General features: G+C 69.1%; 25 protein-coding genes and 1 tRNA gene. 15 read left to right on the plus strand and 11 right to left on the minus strand.

Annotated features, from left to right (window positions below):
- Position 1: 1 nt before the first annotated feature.
- Positions 2-1222 carry a formaldehyde dehydrogenase, glutathione-independent gene (fdhA, locus tag FYX01_RS12070; RefSeq protein ID WP_150240620.1) on the minus strand — a complete coding sequence of 407 codons (1221 nt, stop codon included), beginning with the start codon at positions 1220-1222 and terminating at the stop codon, positions 2-4.
- Positions 1223-1464: 242 nt separating this feature from the next.
- Between fdhA and FYX01_RS12075 the strand changes: the two genes are divergently transcribed.
- Positions 1465-1537, plus strand: a tRNA-Thr gene (locus FYX01_RS12075).
- 424 nt (positions 1538-1961) lie between these two features.
- Positions 1962-4094, plus strand: a complete 2133-nt coding sequence (gene betT / locus FYX01_RS12080) for a choline BCCT transporter BetT (protein WP_150240623.1) — start codon at positions 1962-1964, stop codon at positions 4092-4094.
- Between the two features lie 72 nt (positions 4095-4166).
- On the opposite strand, the gene FYX01_RS12085 is transcribed toward betT, so the two are convergent.
- Positions 4167-4856: a CPBP family intramembrane glutamic endopeptidase gene (locus FYX01_RS12085; RefSeq protein WP_190394282.1), complete on the minus strand. Its 690-nt coding sequence runs from the start codon at positions 4854-4856 to the stop codon at positions 4167-4169.
- Between the two features lie 114 nt (positions 4857-4970).
- On the opposite strand from FYX01_RS12085, the gene FYX01_RS12090 reads away from it, so the two are divergent.
- The gene (locus FYX01_RS12090; RefSeq protein ID WP_190394283.1) at positions 4971-5561 is read left to right on the plus strand and encodes a hypothetical protein; all 591 of its coding nucleotides are present in this window, start codon (positions 4971-4973) and stop codon (positions 5559-5561) included.
- A 137-nt stretch (positions 5562-5698) separates the two neighbouring features.
- Positions 5699-6103 (plus strand): four-helix bundle copper-binding protein, encoded by a 405-nt coding sequence (locus tag FYX01_RS12095; RefSeq protein ID WP_150240628.1) that lies wholly within the window; start codon positions 5699-5701, stop codon positions 6101-6103.
- A 249-nt stretch (positions 6104-6352) separates the two neighbouring features.
- Here the strand turns inward: FYX01_RS12095 and FYX01_RS12100 are convergent, their stop codons facing one another.
- Complete coding sequence (locus tag FYX01_RS12100; RefSeq protein ID WP_150240630.1) at positions 6353-7219, minus strand: LLM class F420-dependent oxidoreductase; 867 nt, start codon at positions 7217-7219, stop codon at positions 6353-6355.
- 421 nt (positions 7220-7640) lie between these two features.
- Between FYX01_RS12100 and FYX01_RS26120 the strand changes: the two genes are divergently transcribed.
- Complete coding sequence (locus tag FYX01_RS26120; protein ID WP_190394284.1) at positions 7641-7811, plus strand: hypothetical protein; 171 nt, start codon at positions 7641-7643, stop codon at positions 7809-7811.
- A 1-nt stretch (position 7812) separates the two neighbouring features.
- Positions 7813-8382 carry a GNAT family N-acetyltransferase gene (locus FYX01_RS12105; RefSeq protein ID WP_150240632.1) on the plus strand — a complete coding sequence of 190 codons (570 nt, stop codon included), beginning with the start codon at positions 7813-7815 and terminating at the stop codon, positions 8380-8382.
- A 250-nt stretch (positions 8383-8632) separates the two neighbouring features.
- Here FYX01_RS12105 and FYX01_RS12110 read toward each other — a convergent pair whose 3' ends face one another.
- From FYX01_RS12110 to FYX01_RS12120, 3 genes are all read right to left on the minus strand, one after another.
- Positions 8633-8827: a DUF1918 domain-containing protein gene (locus tag FYX01_RS12110; protein WP_150240634.1), complete on the minus strand. Its 195-nt coding sequence runs from the start codon at positions 8825-8827 to the stop codon at positions 8633-8635.
- Between the two features lie 122 nt (positions 8828-8949).
- Positions 8950-9483 (minus strand): hypothetical protein, encoded by a 534-nt coding sequence (locus tag FYX01_RS12115; RefSeq protein WP_150240636.1) that lies wholly within the window; start codon positions 9481-9483, stop codon positions 8950-8952.
- Positions 9484-9822: 339 nt separating this feature from the next.
- Positions 9823-10407 carry a TetR/AcrR family transcriptional regulator gene (locus tag FYX01_RS12120; RefSeq protein ID WP_150240638.1) on the minus strand — a complete coding sequence of 195 codons (585 nt, stop codon included), beginning with the start codon at positions 10405-10407 and terminating at the stop codon, positions 9823-9825.
- 44 nt (positions 10408-10451) lie between these two features.
- Here FYX01_RS12120 and FYX01_RS12125 point away from each other — a divergent pair, with 44 nt between their 5' ends.
- On the plus strand, positions 10452-11381 hold the full coding sequence (locus FYX01_RS12125; protein WP_223830414.1) for an oxidoreductase: 930 nt from the start codon (positions 10452-10454) through the stop codon (positions 11379-11381).
- Positions 11382-11542: 161 nt separating this feature from the next.
- Here FYX01_RS12125 and FYX01_RS12130 read toward each other — a convergent pair whose 3' ends face one another.
- From FYX01_RS12130 to FYX01_RS12145, 4 genes are all read right to left on the minus strand, one after another.
- Positions 11543-14116 (minus strand): penicillin acylase family protein, encoded by a 2574-nt coding sequence (locus FYX01_RS12130; protein ID WP_190394285.1) that lies wholly within the window; start codon positions 14114-14116, stop codon positions 11543-11545.
- A gap of 172 nt (positions 14117-14288) precedes the next feature.
- Complete coding sequence (locus tag FYX01_RS12135) at positions 14289-14822, minus strand: hypothetical protein (protein ID WP_150240641.1); 534 nt, start codon at positions 14820-14822, stop codon at positions 14289-14291.
- A 103-nt stretch (positions 14823-14925) separates the two neighbouring features.
- Positions 14926-15150, minus strand: a complete 225-nt coding sequence (locus FYX01_RS12140; RefSeq protein ID WP_150240643.1) for a hypothetical protein — start codon at positions 15148-15150, stop codon at positions 14926-14928.
- 10 nt (positions 15151-15160) lie between these two features.
- Positions 15161-15673 carry an ATP-binding protein gene (locus tag FYX01_RS12145; RefSeq protein WP_317846059.1) on the minus strand — a complete coding sequence of 171 codons (513 nt, stop codon included), beginning with the start codon at positions 15671-15673 and terminating at the stop codon, positions 15161-15163.
- A 196-nt stretch (positions 15674-15869) separates the two neighbouring features.
- On the opposite strand from FYX01_RS12145, the gene FYX01_RS12150 reads away from it, so the two are divergent.
- The 7 genes from FYX01_RS12150 to FYX01_RS12175 all read left to right on the plus strand — a co-directional run bounded on the left by FYX01_RS12150 (position 15870) and on the right by FYX01_RS12175 (position 20831).
- Positions 15870-16736, plus strand: a complete 867-nt coding sequence (locus FYX01_RS12150) for a helix-turn-helix domain-containing protein (protein ID WP_223830415.1) — start codon at positions 15870-15872, stop codon at positions 16734-16736.
- A gap of 32 nt (positions 16737-16768) precedes the next feature.
- Positions 16769-16945 carry a DUF397 domain-containing protein gene (locus tag FYX01_RS12155; protein ID WP_223830416.1) on the plus strand — a complete coding sequence of 59 codons (177 nt, stop codon included), beginning with the start codon at positions 16769-16771 and terminating at the stop codon, positions 16943-16945.
- Between the two features lie 156 nt (positions 16946-17101).
- Entirely contained in the window at positions 17102-17608 is a 507-nt protein-coding gene (locus FYX01_RS12160) for a flavoprotein (RefSeq protein WP_150240649.1), read from the plus strand.
- A gap of 14 nt (positions 17609-17622) precedes the next feature.
- Positions 17623-18834, plus strand: a complete 1212-nt coding sequence (locus tag FYX01_RS12165; RefSeq protein WP_150240651.1) for a helix-turn-helix domain-containing protein — start codon at positions 17623-17625, stop codon at positions 18832-18834.
- Positions 18835-18992: 158 nt separating this feature from the next.
- A complete protein-coding gene (amcB, locus tag FYX01_RS12170; RefSeq protein ID WP_150240653.1) occupies positions 18993-20090 on the plus strand; it encodes a cyclophane-forming radical SAM peptide maturase AmcB in 1098 nt (365 codons plus the stop codon).
- A 3-nt stretch (positions 20091-20093) separates the two neighbouring features.
- Positions 20094-20261 (plus strand): multiple cyclophane-containing RiPP AmcA, encoded by a 168-nt coding sequence (gene amcA, locus FYX01_RS26125; RefSeq protein WP_190394293.1) that lies wholly within the window; start codon positions 20094-20096, stop codon positions 20259-20261.
- Positions 20262-20276: 15 nt separating this feature from the next.
- Positions 20277-20831, plus strand: a complete 555-nt coding sequence (locus FYX01_RS12175) for a pentapeptide repeat-containing protein (protein ID WP_150240655.1) — start codon at positions 20277-20279, stop codon at positions 20829-20831.
- Between the two features lie 295 nt (positions 20832-21126).
- Here FYX01_RS12175 and FYX01_RS12185 read toward each other — a convergent pair whose 3' ends face one another.
- Positions 21127-22104: an SRA domain-containing endonuclease gene (locus FYX01_RS12185; protein ID WP_150240657.1), complete on the minus strand. Its 978-nt coding sequence runs from the start codon at positions 22102-22104 to the stop codon at positions 21127-21129.
- A 340-nt stretch (positions 22105-22444) separates the two neighbouring features.
- On the opposite strand from FYX01_RS12185, the gene FYX01_RS12190 reads away from it, so the two are divergent.
- Positions 22445-22723 carry a DUF1540 domain-containing protein gene (locus FYX01_RS12190; protein WP_223830417.1) on the plus strand — a complete coding sequence of 93 codons (279 nt, stop codon included), beginning with the start codon at positions 22445-22447 and terminating at the stop codon, positions 22721-22723.
- Positions 22724-22731: the final 8 nt, after the last annotated feature.

The following is a 22731-nucleotide window of genomic DNA, read 5'->3' on the forward strand; positions in this document are numbered from 1 at the left end:
CTCAGCCCGTGCCGAGGTAGCCGTTCGGGTCGAGCACGTACTTGCTGGCCGCGCTCTCGTCGAAGGACCGGTAGCCCTCCGGGGCCTCCTCCAGCGGGATCGCCACGGCGTTGACGGCCTCGGCGATCCGCACGCGGTCGGTCATGATCGCCGCCATCAGCTCACGGTGGTACTTCATGACCGGGCACTGGCCGGTGAAGAAGGCGTGCGACCTGGACCAGCCCAGCCCGAGCCGGATCGACAGGGAGCCCTCCCGGGCCGCCTCGTCGGAGGCGCCGGGGTCGCCGGTCACGTACAGGCCCGGGACGCCGATCGATCCTCCCGCCCTGGTCAGGCCCATCGCGGTGTTCAGGACGCTCGCGGGAGCCTCCTTCCCGGCGTCCTTCCCGGTCCCGTGAGCCTCGAAGCCGACCGCGTCCACCGCGGAGTCCACCACGGGGCTGCCGAGGATCCGCTCGATCTGCTCGCCGGGGTCGCCCTCCGCGACGTTGACCGTCTCGCACCCGAAGCTGCGGGCCTGGGCCAGGCGGTCCTCCTTCATGTCACCGACGATCACCACCGCCGCGCCCAGCAGGTGGGCCGACGCGGCCGCGGCCAGTCCGACGGGTCCGGCACCCGCGATGTAGACGCTCGATCCCACGCCCACGCCCGCGGTGACGCAGCCGTGGTAGCCGGTCGGGAAGATGTCCGAGAGCATCGTCAGGTCGAGGATCTTCTCCATCGCCCGGTCGCGGTCGGGGAACCTCAACAGGTTCCAGTCGGCGTAGGGCACCAGCGCGTAGTTGGCCTGCCCGCCGACCCAGCCGCCCATGTCGACGTAGCCGTAGGCCGAGCCCGGACGGTCGGGGTTGACGTTGAGGCAGATCTCCGTCCGCCGCTCCTTGCAGTTCCGACAGCGCCCGCAGGAGATGTTGAACGGCACCGAGACCAGGTCGCCGACCTCGACGAACTCGACGTCGGGGCCCTTCTCGACCACCTCCCCGGTGATCTCGTGGCCCAGGACCATCCCCTCCGGCGCGGTGGTGCGTCCCCGCACCATGTGCTGGTCGCTTCCGCAGATGTTGGTGGCGACGACCTTGAGGATGGCCCCGTGCGGCACCTTGCGCCCCACGTTCGCCGGGTTGACCCCCGGGCCGTCCTTGAGTTCGAACTCCGGATAGGCGATGTCCTGGACCTCGACCCTGCCGGCGCCCTGGTACACCACGCCCCTGTTGCCCGCCATGTCCCTTCCACCTCTCCGCTCCCGGGAGGGAGCATGTCCCCCTCTCGTTTCCGGACGGGATGGTGGTTAACCGGGCCCGGCATGCCGTCCGGCGCTTCTTTGCCGGATCAGGGAGGGCCGCAGGCGGAGGACGGCGGGCAGGACGACGTCTCCGCGGCCCAGAGGTATCCGAGTAGGCCTGGCGGCCTCTGACCCGGTACCATTTCCCGGGGACGCAGCCGGGGCCACGGCCGCGGCGGCCCGCCAGCGTAGCTCAATCGGCAGAGCAATCGCCTTGTAAGCGATAGGTTAGGGGTTCGATTCCCCTCGCTGGCTCTCATACGGCCCGACCTGGGACGACCACCGGACGCCCCCGCCGCCGGTGGACGGCGGTCACCGCCGACGTGCCGTCGGGGGCGTGGGAGTGCCGATGGGGGTTCCCCGTCCGGGCCTCCTGCCACCGCGCGCTGGGACCCGGTTTCCCTTCCCCGTCCCCTCCCCGGCCCCCGCGAGGTTTCGCGGGCCGTGTCGCGGGAAGCGGCACACCGGCACACGTGGGTTACCGCTCCATCACCGCATGCTCGTAGAGGATGGGGGCGTGTGGACTGTTCGGAGTCGTGTCTCCTGCCGGTCGTGGAGAACACGGCGGCTCCCTGGTGACGGTGCTCCCCGGGGCCGCCGGCTCCATCCTTGGTAACACCCCGTTGCCGCCAGGCGCAGCGAACCACCACCGGCACCGTACGGATGAGAGGGGATATTGGTGTCCACCAACGGAGAGCAGGGCAGCGCAGCGGAACCGGGAGTCCCGAAGACCGCCGTCGAGGCCCAGAACAGGAAGAGCCGGGTCAAGCCCGTGGTCTTCGTCGGCTCGTCCGTGCTGATCCTCGCGATCTCGATCTGGGCGATCATCACGCCGACGGGTGCCGAGACCACCATCGGAACGCTGGTTTCGTGGATCTCCCGGGGGTTCGGCTGGTACTACTTCCTCGTCGCCACCCTGTACCTGGCGTTCGTGGTGTTCATCGCCGTGTCCCGGTACGGCCAGGTCAAACTCGGCCCCCAGCACTCCACACCGGACTACGGGGTGTTCGCGTGGGCGGCCATGCTCTTCGCGGCGGGCATCGGCATCGACCTGATGTTCTTCTCCGTCTCCGGTCCGGTCAGCCACTACCTCGCACCGCCCGAGGGCGATCCGCAGACCGTCGAGGCGGCCCGGCAGGCCGTGGTGTGGACGCTGTTCCACTACGGCATCACCGGATGGGCGATGTACGCGCTGATGGGCATGGCGCTGGGCTACTTCGCGTTCCGCTACCACCTTCCGCTGGCCATCCGGTCGGCCCTGTACCCGCTCATCGGCAAGCGCGTCCACGGCCGGATCGGTGACGCGGTCGACCTCGCGGCCATCATCGGCACGATCTTCGGCATCTCCGTGTCGCTCGGCATCGGCGTCGTACAGCTCAACTACGGACTGAACTTCCTCTTCGGCATCCCCGAGGGAATCGCGGCGCAGGTCGGGCTGATCCTCGTCGCCCTGCTCATGGCCACGGTGTCCGCCGTGGCGGGTGTCGACCGGGGTATCAGGCGGCTGTCCGAGCTCAACGTCCTGCTCGCCATCGTCCTGATGCTGTACGTGCTGGTCGCCGAGGGCCCGGCCCGGCTGCTCAACTCCCTCGTTCTCAACATCGGCGACTACATCAGCCGCTTCCCCTCGATGACGCTGAACACCTTCGCCTACGACCAGCCGACCGACTGGCTCAACGCCTGGACGCTGTTCTTCTGGGCCTGGTGGATCGCCTGGGCGCCGTTCGTCGGGCTGTTCCTCGCCAGGATCTCGCGCGGCCGCACCATCCGGCAGTTCGTCACGGCGACGCTGGTGGTCCCGCTGCTGTACACGCTGACGTTCCTGTCGATCTTCGGCAACAGCGCGCTGTCCGTGGTGATGCGGGGCAACACCGAGTTCGGCGAGACCGCCATGAACGTGCCCGAACAGGGCTTCTACACACTGCTCATGCAGTACCCGGGGGTCATGTTCACCGCCGGGCTGGCGACCTTCGTCGGGCTGCTGCTCTACGTCACCTCCGCGGACTCCGGTGCGCTGGTGATGGGCAACCTCAGCTCCCACCTGCCGACACCGCTCACCGACGCCTCGCCGTGGCTGCGCATCTTCTGGGCCGCGGCGACCGGCCTGCTCACCCTCGCCATGCTCATCGTCGGCGGCGTGGACGCGCTGACCAACGCGACGATCATCATGGGCCTGCCGTTCTCGCTCGTGATGCTGCTGATCATCTGGGGCCTGTACAAGGCGCTCCGGACCGAGCGGTTCCGGCAGGACGCGTTCCGCACCACCCTGACTTCGTCGCTGTCGGACCGGACCGCGGTCGACCGCCGGGGCCCGGAGAGGAGCTGGCGGCAGCGGGTCGCGCGTGCGGTGAGCTTCCCCGGCAAGCGCGCGGCCGTCAGGTTCGTCCACGAGGTGTGCCGCCCCGCGTTCCAGGCGGTCGCGGAGGAGCTGCGCAACCAGGGGGTGGAGGCGTCGGTCACCGAGGGGACCGACGAGGAGGCCCAGATCCCGCACCTGGACCTGAAGGTGCCGATGGGCGACGAGGAGGACTTCAGCTACCGGGTGTGGCCGATCGTGATGCCCACTCCGGCGTTCGCCACGCGGTCGCTCACCGAGCACGACACCTACGTGCGCTTCGAGGTCTACCTCACCGAGGGCAGCCAGGGTTACGACGTGATGGGCTTCACCAAGGAGCAGCTCATCGGCAACATCCTCGACGAGTACGAGCGCCACCTGGAGTTCCTGCGGTTGCACCGGGAGGCGTCCGCCCGCTCGGCGATGCCCGACCACGGTCCCGGGACGGCCGAGATCTACGAGCAGAACGAGGAATAGCGCTGACACGCGGTGCGGAACCGGCCCCGTACCGGGAGGGGCACCGGGTACGGGGCCGGCGCGGTCGGCCGCTCACCCGTGGAGGGCGAGGACGCCGACGACGGCGGAGACGTTCCACAGCGAGTGCGCGACGACGGTCGCGGTCAGGCGGCGGGTCACGAGGAACAGGGCCGTGTAGACCAGCCCGGCGACCACGATGGCGACCACGTCGGGGCCCGAGGACGGAAGGTGCAGCGCCGCGAAGAGGAGGACCGAGACCAGGGCCGCGCCGTACAGCGCGGCCCTGCGGTGGACGAAGAACCCGGGCAGGGCCCCCAGGAGGAACCCGCGGAAGTAGAGCTCCTCGGCCAGGCCCCCTCCCACCACGCCGAGCACCACTGTCGCTGTGAGCGCCACCGCTCCCGCCGAGGCGCTGGTGAGCACCTCCTGGACTCCGGGGTTGTCGGCGCCGCCGGCCGCGGGGATCAGCACGGCGAACTCCAGCAGCAGGCGCGGCGGGACGGTCGCCGCTCCGAGCAGGGCGTCGCGCCCCCAGGACCGTGACGTCAGCCCGAGCGCGCTGAGCGGCAGCCCCCGCCGACGGAGCCACCAGGACACGAGTGCCGCCGCGGACGCCAGTTCGACCAGGGCGAGCGCGATGAGCGCGCCGGGCGGGGGCGGTGCGGGGGCCAGGACTCCCACCGCCAGGGGTGGGACGACGAAGCACAGGGCGGTTCCGGCCAGGAAGACGGCGGACGTGCGGGCGGGGGCGGTGTCGTTCACGTGGAGGGCCTCGGATGTGGGGGGAAGGGATGCGTAGCCATATCGATTACCGATACATTAGGCGCAGAACTTATCGATTGTCGATAGGCAAAACGTGGGATGTGGTGGAGACCTGTGAACGCTGTACGTCAACGCGCCTCGGAGTGGACGGCTCTCGCGGCGGCCGCCGGGGGAGTGCTTCTGGCCTGTTTCACCGCTGTCGGGACCCTGGTGGCGGACAACGTCCTCATCCCCGTCACGACCTCGGCGGCCGGTGCCCCGCTCGTCGGAGACGGTGGCGGACCCGCGCTCACGGGTCCCGTCACCGCCGCGCTGGAGATCGCCGAACCGACCGTCGGCGACCGGCTGTGGGCGTTCGCGCCCTCGCTGGTCCTCGCCGTGCAGGTGGCGGTCGTCGGGCTGCTGCTGTTCCGTGTGGTGAGGTCGCTGCGGACCGGGGCCCCCTTCGCACCGGTCAACGTGCGTCGCCTCTGGGCGTGCGCCGCCGTCGTCCTGGCCGGAGCGCTGCTGGCGTCCGCGACGCGGGTGTTCGCGTACCAGGCCGTCGTGGACGGGGCGAGCCGCGCGCTTCCGGGATCCCCGCCTCTTGAGGTCGTCGTGGACGTGCCGGTGACCGCGGTGGCCCTCGGTCTCGGCCTCGCGGCCGCCGCGGAGTTCATGCGCCGCGGCACGGTGTTGCGCGAGGACGTGGACGGCCTGGTGTGAGGGTCCGCCCGCCCGCGAAGGAGCCCGCGGTGGTTTGGCACGGCACCCGGGGGTTAGTGGCGGGGGTGGGCCGGTGCATTGGGTCCCGGCCTGCGAGTTCCAGACGTTCTCGATGCCGACCAAGGGGGAGCCGAGTCATGAGTGTGGCAGGCCAGATGCTGGAGACCTATCCCAAGGACCTGGGCGGAGTCGACCGGGAGAAGCTGCTCGCCTGTATCGAGGCGTGCTTCGAGTGCGCCCAGTCGTGTACCGCGTGCGCGGACGCCTGCCTGAGCGAGGACACGGTCGCCGACCTCACCAAGTGCGTGCGCACCAACCTCGACTGCGCGGACCAGTGCGACACCACCGGACGTGTGATCTCACGCCACACGGGCTACGACGCCAACCTGACCCGGGCGATCCTGGAGGCCTGCGAGCAGGCCTGCAAGACCTGCGCCGACGAGTGCGAGGCGCACGCCTCCATGCACGAGCACTGCCGTGTGTGCGGGGAGGCGTGCAGGCGCTGCCAGCGCGCCTGCCGCGAGCTGATCGACTCGCTGTGATCTGAGGCCCCGGTCCCGGAACGTCCCCGGACCCGGGATCCGGGTCCGGAACGCTTCCGGACCCGGGACCCGGTATCGGTGGGGTGCCCCGGCCTCGCCGTGGTCCGCGCCCCTCCCGTGGCACGTCGGGAGCGGGCGCGGTCCCCACCGCCAGCGGCCGCGCCGCCTCCGGCCGCCCCGCTGATCCTTCGCCGGCCGCAGGTCCGCGGACCCGCGCCGCCGCGGTCCCAACCCCTCAGGTCAGTACACCTAGGCGTCGGCGATCTCGGGCATGACGGAGGCGAGCAGCTCGACCGCCTCACGGGGGTCGGAGAAACCCTGGCCGAACACGTAGGCGACCGTGAACCCGGTCCGGTTCACCTCCAGGAGCTGCCGGACCAGTTCGTCCCGCGTGCTCTCGGGGGTGAAGGAGAAGGTCGTGGTCTTCTCGATGCGGTCGTAGTCGCGCCCGAGAGCCTCGCAGTGGCCCCTGAGCACGTCGAGCTTGTGCTCCGCTCCCGGGCCGCCGAAGATGTTGCACGCGTCCGCGTACTGGGCGACCATCCGCAGGGTCTTCCTCTCACCGCTGCCGCCGACCATCAGGTACGGGTGCGGGGCGGACAGGTTCTGCGGGGAGTTGAGGGTGCGGTCCAGCTTGTGGTGCCTGCCCTGGTAGGGGCCCTCGTCGTCGCTCCACATCTGGAGGCAGATCCGGATCGTCTCCTCCAGCCGCTCGAAGCGTTCCGCGGTGGACGGGAACGGGATGCCCAGGCCGTGCGCCTCGTCCGCGTACCAGGCGGCCCCCACGCCCAGTCCGGCGCGGCCGCCGGACAGGGTGTCGAGCGTGCTGACCTGCTTGGCCAGTACACCCGGCTCGCGGTACACGGCCCCGGTGACCAGGGCGTGCAGGAGGACCCGCTCGGTGTGCGCGGCCAGGAACCCCAGGGTGGTGTACGCCTCCAGCATGGCGTTCTCCCGGGCGCCGATGTCGCCGCCCATCTGCCAGAAGTGGTCCATCACCGTGAGCCGCGAGACGCCCGCCTCCTCGGCCTGGCGGGCGGTGTCGGCGAGAGTCGGGCCGATGGCGGGCGTCCCGCCGTCCCAGGTGAAGTCGGCGACGTGCAGACCGAGTTCCATGCGTCCTCCTCGACGTGGGTCCGGGGACGTCCCGGACGGGACCAGTCTGGCCCCTACCCCTCACACGGGCGGTGTGACACGGCTCGGCGCGGGGCACTCCACCCCGGACACGGCCGCCTGACCCGGGGCGGGGGGAGGACGGGCGCCCCGGCGGGATGGGCTGGCCGGGGCGCCCGTGTCTGAGGCGGGCCGGTGGAGGCCGGTCAGGGCTCCGGGCCCACGCGAGCGCGACCAGCGAGCCCGTGGGGGAGCGCGTACGGCGGCGAGCCACCACCGTCACCGAGGTATGAAAACACACTTAACGAGCGTTAGGTAGACACCTTCTCCGCCCTCCTGGCCCATGGCCCGGTAGGCGGGGGAGGAAATCGCAGTACACCGGGGGTATGGGCTTCCGAGGTGGTCTGGACCTAGACTTCCCCGTGTGGGAGCGAAGAGTGCGGGCGGGTCGCGTGCGCCGCGGGGGGACCGCGGCCAGCGCGGGGAGGAGACGCCCCGGACCGCGACGGAGGCCTTCGCGGCCGGCGGTCGCCGCGAGGCCCTCCCCACGGAGATCTCCGACCGCGTCGGCCCCACCCGGGCCGGGTGCCCGTGACATGATCCGCTTCCCCCGCCTCCCCCGCGCCTTCCCCCGTCTCCCGGAACCGTCCGGCACACGCGTCACGGAGCGGCTGGTCCTGAGGCCCATCGGCCCCGAGCACGCCGACGACCTGTGGCACCTGCACCGCGACCCCGGTGTCGCGCGGTGGTACGGCGGCACGTGGACCCGGGGAGAGGCCTGGGAGAGCGCCCTGTACATGGAACACGCCTGGGAGTCAGAGGGCGTGCACAAGTGGATCGCCCACGACCGGGAGTCCGGCGCACTGGTGGGGCGCGGCGGCCTGTCCTACGCGGAGGTGGCCGGTGCCCGGCGCCTGGAGATCGGGTGGGCGGTCCGCGAACGGTTCTGGGGGCTCGGTTACGCCAGCGAGATCGGACGCGCGGGGCTGGCGCTGGCCTTCGGCGAACTCGGCGCGGAGGAGGTGGCCTCCTTCACCGAGGTACACAACCTCCGCTCCCGTGCGGTCATGGAACGGCTCGGCTTCCACTACGCGCGCGAGTTCCGCCACGGGGGAGAGCCCTTCGTGCTGTACCTGCTCGTGAGGCACGACCCTCCACGGGTGTGAGGGGGAGGGGCGGCGCCCCGGGGCCGGCGGACGTTTCGACGGGTCCCTCACCGCGGAGGAGCGGATCGAGCGCGCCTCGGCCGACCTCGCCGGTTTCCTGGACCGGTGGCCCGCCCGGCACGCGAGCGGCGGCGGGCATCCCCGCCGCCACCGTCACGGCCGCGTCCCGGCGCGGGCGGCGACCGTTCCGGGAACCGCCCCGTTCGGGGCCTCCCGGGTGCCGACCGCCCCGGGGCCTCCTCCGGCTCCGTCAGTCCACCGGGTCCCTGGGCTCCACCACCGTGCCCGGCCCCGGGTAGATGAGCCGTTCCTCGCCCTCGGGGAACCGCACCATGTACGGCGGACCGTCGTTGGCGCCGCGTATCTCCACGATCTCCCCGGTGCTCCTGCCCTCGGTGCTGACGACCCCGTGGGTGTGCACGTAGTCGCCGATGGACGCATGCATGGTTCTTCCCCCGTTCCGGCCGGTCGGGTCGTACTGGCCACGACCGGGACCTACCCGGGACGCCGGCCCGGCGAAACGGGCCGGTCGGCACCGGCCGGGTCCGCCGGGGTGCTGGGCCGGGGTCAGGGAACCCCGTAACCCATCGCGCTTGTGAGGTCCCGCCAGTTCGAGGTCAGGGAGTTCCATGCCTGGCCGCACTCCGTGCCCGAGTCGTGTTCCTCGGAGGTGAACCAGTCCTCGCAGGGTTTGAGTTCCCCGACCGCCTCGTCCACTCCGTCGATCGCGGTGGAGACGTCGACGTACTCCTCGGGGGCCGGACTCTCCTCGATCTCCTCCCGCATGGGCCCGACCACGTCTTCGGTGATCCTGGAGCGGATACCGTCCAGGCCGCAGCTCTCCTCAGTGTTGGCAGACAGCCCCGGAGCGCAGTAGGACAGCGTGGCGTCGAGATCGCCTACCTGCGGGTCGAACTGGTTGAAGCGCGATGTGTCAGGGGAGTCGTCGGGTGCGGGAGCGGACGACTCGGGGGCTACGGAGACCAGGGTGCCTGGATCTTCCTGGGAGTTGCCGCACCCTGCGAGCAGCAGGGCCAGAGCGGGGACGAGACTCGCCCGGACGACGCGTCGCGCCGGGCGTGTGGGTCGGGGACGGGGCACGTGCTTGATGGGAACCACTGGCGAAGCCCTCTCCGAACAGGGGGTTTGGGGGATAGGGCACACGTTAACCGGGCTCCGGGCCAAACGACAGGAGTATGGCGAATCGGATCGGCCGGGTTTCGGCGCCGCCGACGGGCCGGTGGAGGTTCCAAGGGGGCAGCGGCGTCCGGACGGGGCGGGCCGGGGAGCATCGATACGGGGTGCGGCGGCTGGTCGCGGCTGGTCGCGGCGGCCGTGGACCACCGGCGTGTGAGCCCGGCCCCGTGGTCGGCCCCGTGGTCGGCCCCGGTCATGGCCCGCAAGCGCGGGGGCCGCCCCGGTGCGTGGGGACGCGCTCCGTCAGCGCGGGGCCAGGCCCTCGAAGAGCACGTGGACCGCGTCGGCGAGACCCGCGTCGATCTCCTCGGGGGAGACCGTGGCGCCGAACACGGTGATGCCGTGCAGGGTCGCGGACACGGTGGACGCGAGGGTCACCGGGTCGCCGCCCGCGATCTCGCCGGCGGCCTGGCCGTCGGCGATGGGCCGCACCAGCATGTCCTTCAGCCGCGACACGGCGTCGGCCAACTGCTCGGAGACGCCGGGATCGTGCTTGTGCGCGTACATCAGGTCGAGCAGCGCCTCGTGCTCCATCGCGAACCCCACGTAGGCCCTGGCCATGGCGAGGACCTGGGCACGCGCGCCCCCTCCGGAGGCGGACGCCTCCGCCAGCCGACCGATCAGCCGCTCGAAGCCGGTCAGCGCCAGCGCGTCCAGCAGCGCCTGCTTGTCCCTGAAGTGGCGGCCCGGCGCGGCGTGGCTGACACCCGCCTCGCGGGCGAGCTCGCGCAGGGACAGCCCCGCCGGACCGCGCTCGGCCAGGGCGCGCTCCGCGCTGGCGAGCAGGGCGGCGCGCAGATCTCCGTGGTGGTAGGGGCGGTCGGCCATGTGACCCAGGATAAACGGATGTTTGCGTTGTCATCATTGTTTCCATGGACAACCCGTGGGAGCTCGCCTACCGTGGCGAGATGGACACCACAGCGGTCAGAATGCCCGATCTCAGCGGCCGCACGGCGATCATCACCGGAGCCAACAGTGGTCTGGGTATCGAGACCACGCGTGTACTGGCCAGGGCCGGTGCGCGTGTCGTGCTGGCCGTGCGCGACGAGGTGAGGGGCCGCGCCGCGGCCGACAGCGTGGACGGTGACACCGAGGTGCGCCACCTGGACCTGGCGGACCTGTCGTCCGTGCGCTCCTTCGCCGAGCGGTGGCAGGGCGAGATCCACCTGCTCATCAACAACGCGGGCATCATGGCGGTGCCCCGGGGCACGACCAAGGACGGCTTCGAGCTGCAGTTCGGCACCAACCACCTCGGCCACTTCGCCCTGACCAACCTCCTCATGGAGCACGTCACGGGCCGGGTGGTCACCGTCTCCTCCAGCCTGCACCGGATGGCCCGGGGCATCGACTTCGACGACGTCAACCTGGAGCGGGGCTACACCCCCTACAAGGCCTACGCCCAGTCCAAGCTCGCCAACCTGCTGTTCACGCTGGAGCTCCAGCGACGCCTGGAGCTCGTGGGCTCCCCTGTGCTCTCCACCGCCGCCCACCCCGGTTACGCGGCGACCAACCTGCAGAGCCACGGCGCCAACCCGTTCTCCCGCCGGATCGCGATGCTGGGCAACATGCTCTTCGCCCAGAGCGCCGCGAACGGCGCCCTGCCCACGATCTTCGCCGCCACCCAGGACGTTCCCGGCTCGGCCTACGCCGGACCCAAGGCCATGGGCGGCACGCGTGGCGCCCCCACCCTCTCCAGCCGGAGCGAGGAGGCCTGGGACGGCCGCGCCGCCAAGCGCCTGTGGACGATGTCGGAGGAGCTCACCGGAGTCTCCTTCCCGCTCGGGTCCGCCGACCGGAACTGACGCCCCCTTCCCCGCGCTCCCTCCCCACGCCCCACCGCCACGCCCCACCCGCGATGATCTTGCCCGTACTGGCGTCCTCGACCGCCGACGACGCCAGTACGGGCAAGATCATCGGCGAAGGCACCTCACGCGTGCGGCCAGCGCGTCAGGGCTTCAGGGGGTCAGGGGTTCAGGACCAGCTCGTCCGTGGCGGCCTCGCGGACCGCCTCCTCGCTGACCGCGAACGGCAGGGTCTCGCCCCGGCTCCACAGTTCCAGCTGGTCGTCGTAGCTGCCGTGGAACGCGTGGCCCGAGTTGCCGGTCAGGTGCACCCACGTGGACGCGTCCCGGTCGGACAGGTCCACCACCATCCGCATCGACGGCACCGCGGTGATGCCGTACCCCTCGGTCGGGTCCCAGCCGGTGGCGTTGACGATGCTGGCCCCGCCGGAGCTCTCCACCGGTCCCCGGTTGAACAGCCACTCGACCGGGCCGATGCCCGAGGTGCCGAACGACTCGTGGGTCGCGGTCAGGGTGTGCAGGTCGCCCCAGCGCCAGTCGGCCGGGTCGTCGCCCAGCCGCTCGGTCAGTTCCTCGGCCGCCGCGTCCATCGCGGCGGCGAGCACCTCCTCGCGCCCGCTGGCGTCCTCACCCCGCCACCAGTCCGACTCCGGGTCCTCCAACAGCTGGCTCACCACGTACATCCCGCGCGAGCTGCCGCTCATCGTGTACGGCTCCATCTCGTCGAACAGCAGCGGCAGCAGGTGGCGCCAGGTGGCCTGGTAGAACGCGGCCCCGGCGGAGTCCGCGTCGGTGAACAGGTCCCAGTCCTCCAGCTGCTCCCGCGCCCGGGCGGTGGTTCCCTCCACGTCCGCCTCCAGCAGGTACGGGACGACGTCGACGGCACCGCCGTGGAACGAGTCCATGTGGATGCGCGACATGTCCTCACCGGTCACCGGGCCCTCGGCGATCGCCTCGCCGAGCAGGTCGTTGATCCGCTGCGACCGGTAGCCGTAGTCCCAGTCGCTGGTGAGCACGTGCTCGTAGTCCGCGTCCACGACCGACTGGTTCGCGGTGACGATGACGCCCGACTCGGGGTTGTACACGCTCGGCAGCTCGTCGAAGGGGATGTAGTCCTTCCAGTCGTGGTCGGAGTCCCATCCGGGGGCGGGGTAGCGGCCGTCGCCCTCGCCGCGGACCGGCACCGTGCCGGGGGTCTGGTAGCCGATGTTGCCGTCGTTGTCGGCGTAGACGAGGTTCTGCGCCGGGACGTCGAACCGGCTGGCCGCCTCGCGGAAGCCGTCCCAGTCACGGGCGCGGTTCATGGCGAAGACGGAGTCCGCCGTGGTCCCGGGGGTCAGCGCGGTCCACTGCAGGGAGACCGCGTACTCGCCGTCGTCCGCGCCCTCCAGCGCGGGCTCCTCGGCGACCTCGGCGAGGTCGGAGCCCGCGTCGGTGTCGGACAGCAGCGGCCCGTGGTGGGTGGAGCGCACGACGATGTCGACGTCCTCACCGCCCGCGACCCTGACGGTCTCCTCGCGGGTCTCCAGCGGCCGGGTCTCGCCGTCGACCACGTATCCGTCGCCGTCGAGCCGTTCCACGTACAGGTCCATGACGTCGGGGTCGACGTTGGTGAAGCCCCAAGCGATCGACTCGTTCTGGCCGATGATCACGCCGGGCAGGCCGGAGAAGCTGAACCCGCTGACGTCGAAGGGGCAGGCCTCGGTCAGCTCGGTGCAGTGCAGTCCGATCTGGTACCAGGTGGAGGGCATCGCCGCGCCCAGGTGGGGGTCGTTGGCCAGCAGGGGCATGCCGCTCTCGGTGTGCTCGCCGCCGACCACCCAGGAGTTGGAGCCGAGGTCGGGGCTGGTGCCGGGGCCGAGCATGCGGGGGAGTGACGCGGCGGTCTCGGCCACGTCGGTGAGGGCGGGAACGGCGCCGTCGGGCAGTTCGGGGGAGCGGCGCTCGTCGGCTTCCCGGAGGTCGGCCCCGGTGCTGGTTCCGGTGGCCTCGGACCCGGTCTCGGTCTCGGCTGCCTCGGCCACCCCGTGCTCGTCGGTGTCCGTGATCGGCTGGTGCTCCTCGAAGGGGTAGGCCGGGTAGAGCTCCTCGACCTGCTCCTCCGTCAGCCCGGCGTCGATCAGCTGGGCGCGCTGGGTCTCCTCCTGCATGTTGCCGCCCAGGTCCCAGGCCATGGCCTTGAGCCAGGCGAGGCTGTCGACCGGGGTCCACTCCTCGATCTCGTGGCCGCCGTTGAGCACGGAGAGCAGCCCGTACTCCAGGCTGGCCTCCGTTCCGTCGTTCTCGGCCAGCCAGGCGTTGACCCCGGCCGCGTAGGAGTCCAGGTACTTCTGCGTCTCGGGGGCGAGGAGGTCGTACTCCTGCTCGGCGACGTGCCGCCAGCCCATGGTGCGCAGGTAGACGTCGGTCTCCACCTGGTCGGGGCCGAACAGCTCGGCGGTGCGCCCCGCCGTGACGTGGCGGCGGAAGTCCATCTCCCAGAAGCGGTCCTGGGCGTGCGTGAACCCCTGTGCCATGAAGAGGTCGTGGGTGTTGTCCGCGTAGACGTGGGCGACGCCGTACTCGTCGCGCAGCACGGTGACGGAGGACTCCAGGCCCGGGACGGTGAGTTCTCCGGAGGTCTCCGGGAAGGACCTTCGGACCGTCCAGACCCCCAGGAGCGCGCCGACCAGGGCCAGCACCACCACGGTGGAGAGAAGGCCCAAAAGCACACGAACGAGGACACGCTTACGCATTACACCCATAGCGGAACCTTAGAGTGTGCCCGGTCACAGTCTCCAGAGATGAGAGGTGTGTGGCCCCAATTGTTACCAACTGGTAGGCCCCGGTGGATCCCCGTGGTGGCGGCGGTGAACGGGCGGTGTCCGTGGCGGACGCCGCCCGTTGGTGTATTTCCCCGAGCTCAGCTCATCCAACCCGGTCGAGGTAGAGGCGGATGACGGCGGCGAGGTCGCCCATGTCGTCGGCCACGCCTCCGGAGGGTGCAGCGGTGGCCGTGGGTCCGGCGGGGGCGGTCGACTCGACGGCTCCGGCCAGCAGGTCGCCGACCGGAACCCGGGGGAACGGGACCATATAGGGACGGACCAGGGCGTCCTCGACCTCGTGGGGGTCGGTCCCGCGCTTCTCGGTCACGTGCCCGTCGTCGTGGTAGTCGCCGCCCCAGCGCGAGGAGGTCCGACTCGCGCTCGTTCGCCATACGTCATCGGTGGGGAAGCCCGGCGGGTCCTGGAGGGGACGACGCTTGGCAGGGGCGGGTGGCAGTTCCCGGCGGCGGCGGGGCGGCGGCGTGATCGCCGCCTTCTCGGGGTGGGGACGCCGGGGGTGCTGGGGGACGAACACGGCGGCCAGGGCGATGGCCAGCAGTGCGGCGGTCAGCGCCCACACGCGTCCGGCCAGGCTCTGACGGGGCCTGCGGTGTCGCCCACTAGGGTGGTGCTCCACGGTCTCCTCCTGCTTGCTCAGGTGGTTGATCGAGCCCCGGTCCGGTGTTGGAGCACTGGTCGGGGCGTCTTCTTTTTCTTCTGCGTTCGCGTTCGGGCGGGTGTCATTGGCCCCGGTGGGGCTGCGCTTCCCGCTCGGCGGTGCGGATCCGCTCGTCAAGCTGTTGCGGTGTGTCCGCTTCCAGCGGTGCGACGTGGTGCGGGCCGAGGTAGAAGGCGAAGAAGCTGCGCGATCCCGGTCCCCACAGCACCCACCAGTGGCTGTGCAGTTGCTCCAGGAGACGGGCGGCCTCGTACTTGTCGGCGTCCTGACTGCGGTCCCACGCCACTCCGTGCTCCTCAGGCCTCGACGCTCTCGGGCACGGGCGCGTAGGGGTCGATGTGCGCCCAGACCGTCAGGGGCTGGCCGGGCTCGCCCTCCCAGCCCCACTCCACGGACAGTCGGTCCACAAGGCGCAGACCTCGGCCGCACGTGGTCAGCGCGTCGGTCTCGGGGGACAGCCGGGGCACGTGCGGGGTCTGTCCGGGACGGGGCCCGTCGTCGGTGACCGCCACGAGGAGGACGCGCTCCAGCAGGTGGCGTATCCGCACCCGCACCCGCCCGCATTCGCTGCCGGAGGCGGTGTGCAGCCAGGCGTTGGCCACCAGCTCGCTGACCACCACCAGCACCGGGAAGGTGCGGTGCGCGGGCATACGGAGGCCCCGCTGGCACCAGCTGCGGATCTGCGCCGCCTGCGAGGGCTGGGAGCCGAAGAACGCCGTGCGCGTTCCCGTCCCCCTGCTGGGGAACCGGTGCGGCAGTCCGCTCCCGGGCACCCGCCACTCCTCCACCGCCCGCCTCGGCCGAGGCACGCCACATCCACTCATCGTGAACACCTCCAGATCAACAACCACTCGGTGTATCTGTCTCCTGGCAATGAGTATGGAGGCACGCAGGATGCAGCGCAATGGGTTCTGGGGAAATTTGCGCAGAGACTGATTGCCACAAGTTGGCTCTCTGGGTAGGGATGCGCCAAACTGGACACACCCCGGCTCCTGGAGGTCATCGGTGGGGCAGAGCCCAGCAGGCGTCACCCGGCGCACCATCGCCCGTGTCATGAAGCGCGCCCGTATCCGGGCGGGCATCAAGAGCGGTACCGCGGCTCGCCACGCCGACATCAGCCCAGGCACGCTGACCAAGTACGAGAAGGCGGAGAACCCCTGGCCCGTACCGGTCGTGTACGTGCTCAGCGAGTTCTACGGGCTGTCCAAGGAGGACAGGGACAAGCTCGTTGACCTGGCCAGGCAGAAGGAACTCGGCTGGTGGCACAGACACCGGGACATCCCCGAGTGGTTCGAGTCCTACATCGGCCTGGAATCCGAAGCGCACACCGTGCTGAACTACGAGGACGGCACGATCCCCGGGTTGCTCCAGACCGCCGACTACGCCCGCTTCGTGCTCTCAGCCGACGTCGATGCCGACTCGGACGAGCAGGTGGAAGCTCATGTCACCGTGCGCATGCAGCGCCAGAAGCGCCTGACCGAAGAACCGCCCCTCCAGTTCAATGCAGTGGTGAACGAGAGCGCCCTCTACCGGACTGTCGGCAGCACTGACACCATGCGTGAACAGCTCTCCGTGTTGCTGGACCGAGCCGAGCTGCCCAACGTCGACCTTCGCGTCCTGCCTTTCGACGCTGGTGCACACGCCGCCAGTGAGGGAAGCTTCGTCCTCATGCAATTTCCCAACCTGCTGACTGATGTCAGCTTCGGAGACGTCGTTCTCGTCGAGTACCGGGCAGGTGCCCTCTACCTGGAGAAGGACCACGACATCGACCTCTTCTCGCGCATTTTCCAGCGCACTCAGGGCCAGGCACTGAGCCCTGAGGAATCCGTCAAACGCATTCAGCGCGTCCGCAGCGAACGCTACGAAGGATGAGGCACCAGGTGGCTTTCAACGAGTCCGACCGTATGGCTTGGCACAAATCCAGCTACTCCGGTGGCGGTGGTGGAAACTGTGTCGAGGTCGCTGAAGGGCAGGACGAGACACGAGTACGGGACACCCAGCACCGCGAACTCGGCCACCTCACCTTCACCAGCCCGGAGTGGGCCGGTCTACTCACCACCCTCAAGGCGCGTCAGCCGTAGCCGTGCCGGGTATCTCGGGACTACCGGAGGTACCAGGAGCCGGGCCCTACGCCGTATTCGGCAGGGTCTCTATAAACGTGTGCTGTTGAACAGGACCGTAGCTTGCAGGTCCATGAACCCCCGACCCCTGCACTGGGCGCGTTCTAGACTCTGGCCATGTCGAGAACCCTCTACCTGGTACTGTCCGGTGCTCCCGCACCCGAAGGGACCACCGAACTCGTGCAGGCCATCCAGGACCAGCACTGGCGGGTGACGGTGCTCTCCACACCCACGGGCGTGCACTTTCACGACCAGGAGCGTTTGGAGGAGCTGACTGGTGAGCCGGTCCGCGTCGACTTCCGTAGGCCCGGTATGGGCAAGAGCCTTCCTCCCGCCGACGCCGTCCTGGCGTGTCCGCTGACCTTCAACACCGTCAACAAGTTCGCCCAGGGCATTGCCGACAACTTCGCGGTCTCCCTGCTGTGCGAGATGGCCGGGTACCGGGTACCCACCGTGGTGGTGCCCCACTGCAAACCCCAACTCGCCTCCCACCCCGCCTTCGCCCGGTCCCTGGAGACCCTGCGCGGGACGGAGGCGGTCACCGTCCTGCATGACCCCGACGCTCCCTACGAGCGCCGCATGCCCACCTGGCAGCACGTCCTCGACACCGTGAACAGCCTCTGACCGAAAGGCGCAGTGTGGATCCCGCCACCCGAGGCCAGACGATCAAACGCGCACGACGCAGGCACGGCTATTCCCAGAGCGTGCTCGCCGGTCTTGTGGGGCGCTCCGAGTCCTGGCTCTCCCAGGTCGAACGCGGAATCCTCACGGTGGACTCACACGAGGTCCTGAACCGTCTGTCACTCGTGCTCCGGCTGGGCCTCACCGAACTGACCGGCACCAAATCCGAGGCGGTCACCGATATGCGCTACGACGCTGCCCGCACGATCGAGCGGGCCATGATGCGGTACTCCACGCTGGAGACCATCGTCGCCGAGACCGGCACCGAACCCCGGGTTGACCCGTCCGTGTTGCTCGCCCAGGCCCACCACACCTATGCCGCCTACCAGGCGGCCCGTTACGACGAGGCCGGACGACGTCTGCCCCGATTGATCCGCGAGGCAGAGGCCGCCGCGCACAGCCGTGGGGCCGATCGGCCTGCGGTGTGCGCGGCCAGGGCCATGGTCTACAACACCACGGCGGCCCTGCTGCGCAAAGTGGGGGAGAAAAACCTGGCCTGGCAGGCCGCCGACCGCGCTATGTCAGCTGCCGCATGGGCCAACCAGCCCTTGTTGACCGCCGTGGCCGCCTACCGGATGGCGTATGTGTTCATTTCACGCGGACACCCCGCCGAAGCGGCAGAGCTGGCGATGGGTGCGGCGGGCGTACTTGAACGCCGGATGAACCCCGGCACTCCCGAGGAACTGAGCGTCTACGGCGGGCTACACCTGGCGGCGGCCACGGCCGCCGCCGCGGAGTTCGACCGGGTAGCCGTGCCGCGCTTGCTCCGCCAAGCCCATCGCGCCGCCGAACGCCTCGGCGGGGACCGCAACCTGCACGGGACGGCTTTCGGCAGGACCAACGTCGCCATCCACACCATCAGCACCGCCATGGCGACCGGTGACGCACGTACTGCCGTGGAAGTGGGGGAGGACCTGGACGTCAGCGCTCTTCCCGCCGGGCTGGTCAGCCGACGCGCTCAGGTGGGTCTGGATCTGGCTCGCGCCTACACACAGCGGCGCCAGGACGCCGCAGCGGTCCACACCCTCCTGGAAGCTGAACACCTCGCCCCCGAACTCATCCGCTACCACCCGGGGACGGCACGCCTCCTGACCGAACTGCTGCGCCGGGAACACCGCCGGTCCACCCCGGAGCTGCGCCCCTTGGCCCACAGAGCCGGAATGGCCTGAGCCGACCCGCAGATCCCTGCGGGTCTTTTACCCTCCGGCGGCTGCGAAACCGCGAGGCGTTCGCGCCTTACGGTCGCTCTATGTCGATAACCAGGGCCCCGGGGCAGACCACGCCCGGACGTGTTCCTCGCCAGCGTGACCACGGCACGGAAGATGTCGTGTTGGCCCCCCGCTTCCAGTCGCTGATCCTCCAGCCGACCACACTGTGCAACCTCAACTGCTCCTACTGCTATCTGCCCACCGCTGAGCGCAAGACCCGCCTGGAGATGTCCGTCCCGATCGCCGAAGCCCTCGCGGCCGGTATCGCCGACCAGGGCGGGGATGTGGTGGACGTGGTCTGGCACGGCGGAGAGCCTCTGACCACACGACGCGACCGCTTTCGCGCTTTGTTGGGGCCGTTCGAGCTCCTGCGTCGCCAGGGCAGAGTCCGTCACTTCGTCCAGACCAACGCCACCCTCATCGACGATGCCTGGTGCGATCTCTTCAACCGCTACGGCTTGCGTGTGGGGGTGAGCATCGACGGCCCGGAGGCGGCCAACCGAGCACGTACCGACTGGGGCACCAGGCCATCCTTCGACCGCGCGATGCGCGGTATCTCCCGGCTACGCGCCCATGACATCGCCTTCTCCGCTATCTGCGTGGTCACCGCGCAGACCGTCACGCAGCCCGAGCCCCTGCTGGACTTCTTCGAGGACCTGGGCGCCACCAGTGTCGGCTTCAACATCGAAGAACTCGAAGGCGCCAACAACGACCGGCAGAGCATTCCTCCCGAATTCGTGCGCCGCTTCTGGCGGAAGATGTTCGACTGCCTTGATGCCGGGAGTCCTCTGCGTGCACGCGAGGCCGACCGGCTCCTGGGTTACCTGGCCGACGCGCGCGCTGGACGCAAGGACCGGTGGGACACAGTGCTCCACGATCCCATTCCGACCGTGGGGACCAACGGCGACGTGGTGGTGCTCTCCCCGGAGCTGCTCGGAGTCAAGGACGACCGCTACGACGACTTCGTCCTCGGCAACGTCCTGGACCAGACCTTGGTCTCCATCCTTAACCGCGCCGCCGAAGCCTCCTATGTGCGCGAGTACACCGAGGGCGTGCGGCGGTGCCGTCAGGAGTGCGAGTTCTTCGCGTTCTGCCAGGGAGGACAGGCCTCGAACAAGTACTTCGAGCACGGGGACTTCACCGTCACCGAGACCGCCTACTGCCGTAATTCGAAGATCGAACTCGCCCGCGCGCTGGGCGAGAAGATGGGAGTGTGAACGATGAACAGTGTCATGTCCGCGCTTGAGCGGTCCCCCGAGGTCGCCGACCTGATCGGACGGCTTCGGCCGAGCATCCCGGTGGGGCGGTTCGACAACCGCGACACCTGGGACAACAAGAACGGTGGACCCTGGGACAACCGTTCCACCTGGGACAACTGGAGCAAGTAGAACGGGGAAGGTTTCGTGGAGACAGCCCGGATCCGGGGCGCGAAGGTGCTCCTGCCCAGCGATGACGAGGCACCGGTGGCCTCGTGGCCGCATCCGAACCCGCTGGAAGAGGAGAGGGTAGCCAACACCGACTTCCGGTCGGTGGACCTGTCCTCGCACCGCCTGGTGGACGTCCGCCTCGACCGATGCCGTTTTCGCACGTCGAGGCTGATGGGGACGTCACTGGTGCGGGTGTCCCTCAGGGACGTGGTATTCGAGGGCTGCCAGTTCGACTACGCCACCTGGGCCCAGGTCAGGACTGTTAGTGACGTGGCGTTCGTGGGCTGCTCCTTCAAGGAGGCCGAGTTTGAGGGATGCGATCTACGCGAGGCGGTCTTCGACGACTGCACCTTTGGTGTGGACCTGCGGGGCACCTCCCTGACCGGTGCGGACCTGCGGGAGAGCGATCTGTCGGGCCTGTCGGGGTTGGCCTCGCTGCGCGGGGCCAAGGTGACCGCGATGCAGTTGCGCCAGCTCAGCGAGGTCATGGTCCGCGACCTGAACCTGACCGTGGCCGAGGCGCCACTGTAACCGGCCCGGCTGACCGGGTACGAATTCCACGACGTGGCCACGATCGACTCTGCCACGGTTCTTCTCTTCGCCCGCCGGGGCGCCCACGGCGCTCGCGCTTACGCGGAGGGCACGACCACCTACCTGAAGAACGAGAGTAGCTCGTAGCCGCACCGACTTGTTACGGCGGTGCACAGCACTGCTGAGAATTCCAACCGTGGAGGAGACCGTCAACGAGGTACTGATGGACGCGATCCCCGAAGAGTTTGAAGGACCCTCACTGGTTAAAGCACATTTTGCAAGGTGATCTTTTAGGTTACGAACCTTCTACGGGCCACCCGACAAAGCTTTCATTGTCTCGGTAGACGAGGTTGATGTTGACTGACTTCAGGAGATCCTGAAGATCAGAGTTCGGCTTTTCGGGGAGCAGGACGGCAAGCGTGGGGTTCGGAGTAATATGTCTCCGGTAATCCATGAGTTGACCGATGGCCATGCGAACAGCTTCACGTGAGCTTGTCCCTTTCGCCTCGTAGAGCACCTGGGACTTGGTGTCATAAAGATCAGTGAGGAGGCTGGAAGAGAGCCCGGAAGTTCTGATCTGGAATCTTCGCACCTGATGCTCATGTTCTTCGAGCATCTTTCTAAACTCCTCGCAAAGCTCCGCTTCACGGCGTTTGACCTTGGTGCTGCGGGTCGCTGACCTGGAGATAGGTTTGCCGCTGTAAGTCTCGGGGTCCACGATGATGCTTGTGGCGGTATCAACTGGGACCTGCTGGACTTCGGTCTTCGTCAAGAGCTCGATGGTGTCTTCGAGAAGCGGTGTGAGTTCATCGACTGGACGTAGGCGGAACACGATGACGCGCCGAAGCTCGCCTGCCTGATTGGGTGCTTGGCGGAGGACGTAGGGCTCCTCCTCGTCCAGCTTGAACTTGCCAACGTAGCGTTGGAGCTTAGTCCCTTTCCCGGGCACTTTCCCTGTAGCCTTAAAGACACGTAGTGCGCGCCCCTCTTTAGCATGCATCAGGATGGCATGGTTTCTTGGGCCATAGCGCCCATGGAATACCTGGTCGCCCTCGCCGTCACCGGTGTATTCAAAGAGGGGGGCGCTGTGGCCATCGATGGGGAGCCATCCGTCGTAGTACCCAGACTTCTCGCCTGATGCAGGGTCGGTGTAGAGCAGCACATTGGGAGAGATCGAACATGGCTGGATCCCTTGACTTTGACCCCCACCGAAAACTGATCGCATTTCCTTGCGGGTAGTAAGTTCGCCAGGTTTGATCCCTTTGTCAGCCATGGGCTTAATGTACAGCTTTGGCGTAGCCTTGCCCTGCCGCACAGTGGATCCGAGAGGGCAGGGTGACTCTGGCGAGACTGTCCATGTCTGCGAAAGACCAGGTAGGACTCATGAACACGTTCGGATAGATGCCCATGGAGAGCAGGCGCATGCTCTCCATCGCTGCGGAGTACTCCAGACTGTGTTGCGGCAGCAGTCCGGCCCGAAACCGTGCGCGCACCAAGCCCCCGTCAAGACTTCGTCCGGTTCCCGGTGACACGGGGCCATCTCCCCGAGACCACGCACCTCGTCTGGCAGCGTCTGAGGCGCCGTCGACGTTCCGGGAGGACTGCTTATGGACATGCCCGTGGTGAACTCGTGCCAGGTGGACGCCTGCGCCTACAACACCGAACACACCTGCCACGCGCTGGCCATCACCGTGGGGGACTCCACCCACGCCCAGTGCGACACCTTCTTCGGGACGCAGACCAGTGGCGGCGACCCCGTCAGCACCGGCCACGTCGGAGCCTGCAAGATGGCCGACTGCCAGCACAACGTCCGGTTGGAGTGCCAGGCGCCGGGTATCTCCGTCGGCTTCGCGCACGACCAGGCGGACTGCCTCACCTACGCGCCGGCGTGAACACCCGT

Source organism: Nocardiopsis quinghaiensis, from assembly GCF_008638365.1.
Lineage (GTDB): Bacteria > Actinomycetota > Actinomycetes > Streptosporangiales > Streptosporangiaceae > Nocardiopsis > Nocardiopsis quinghaiensis.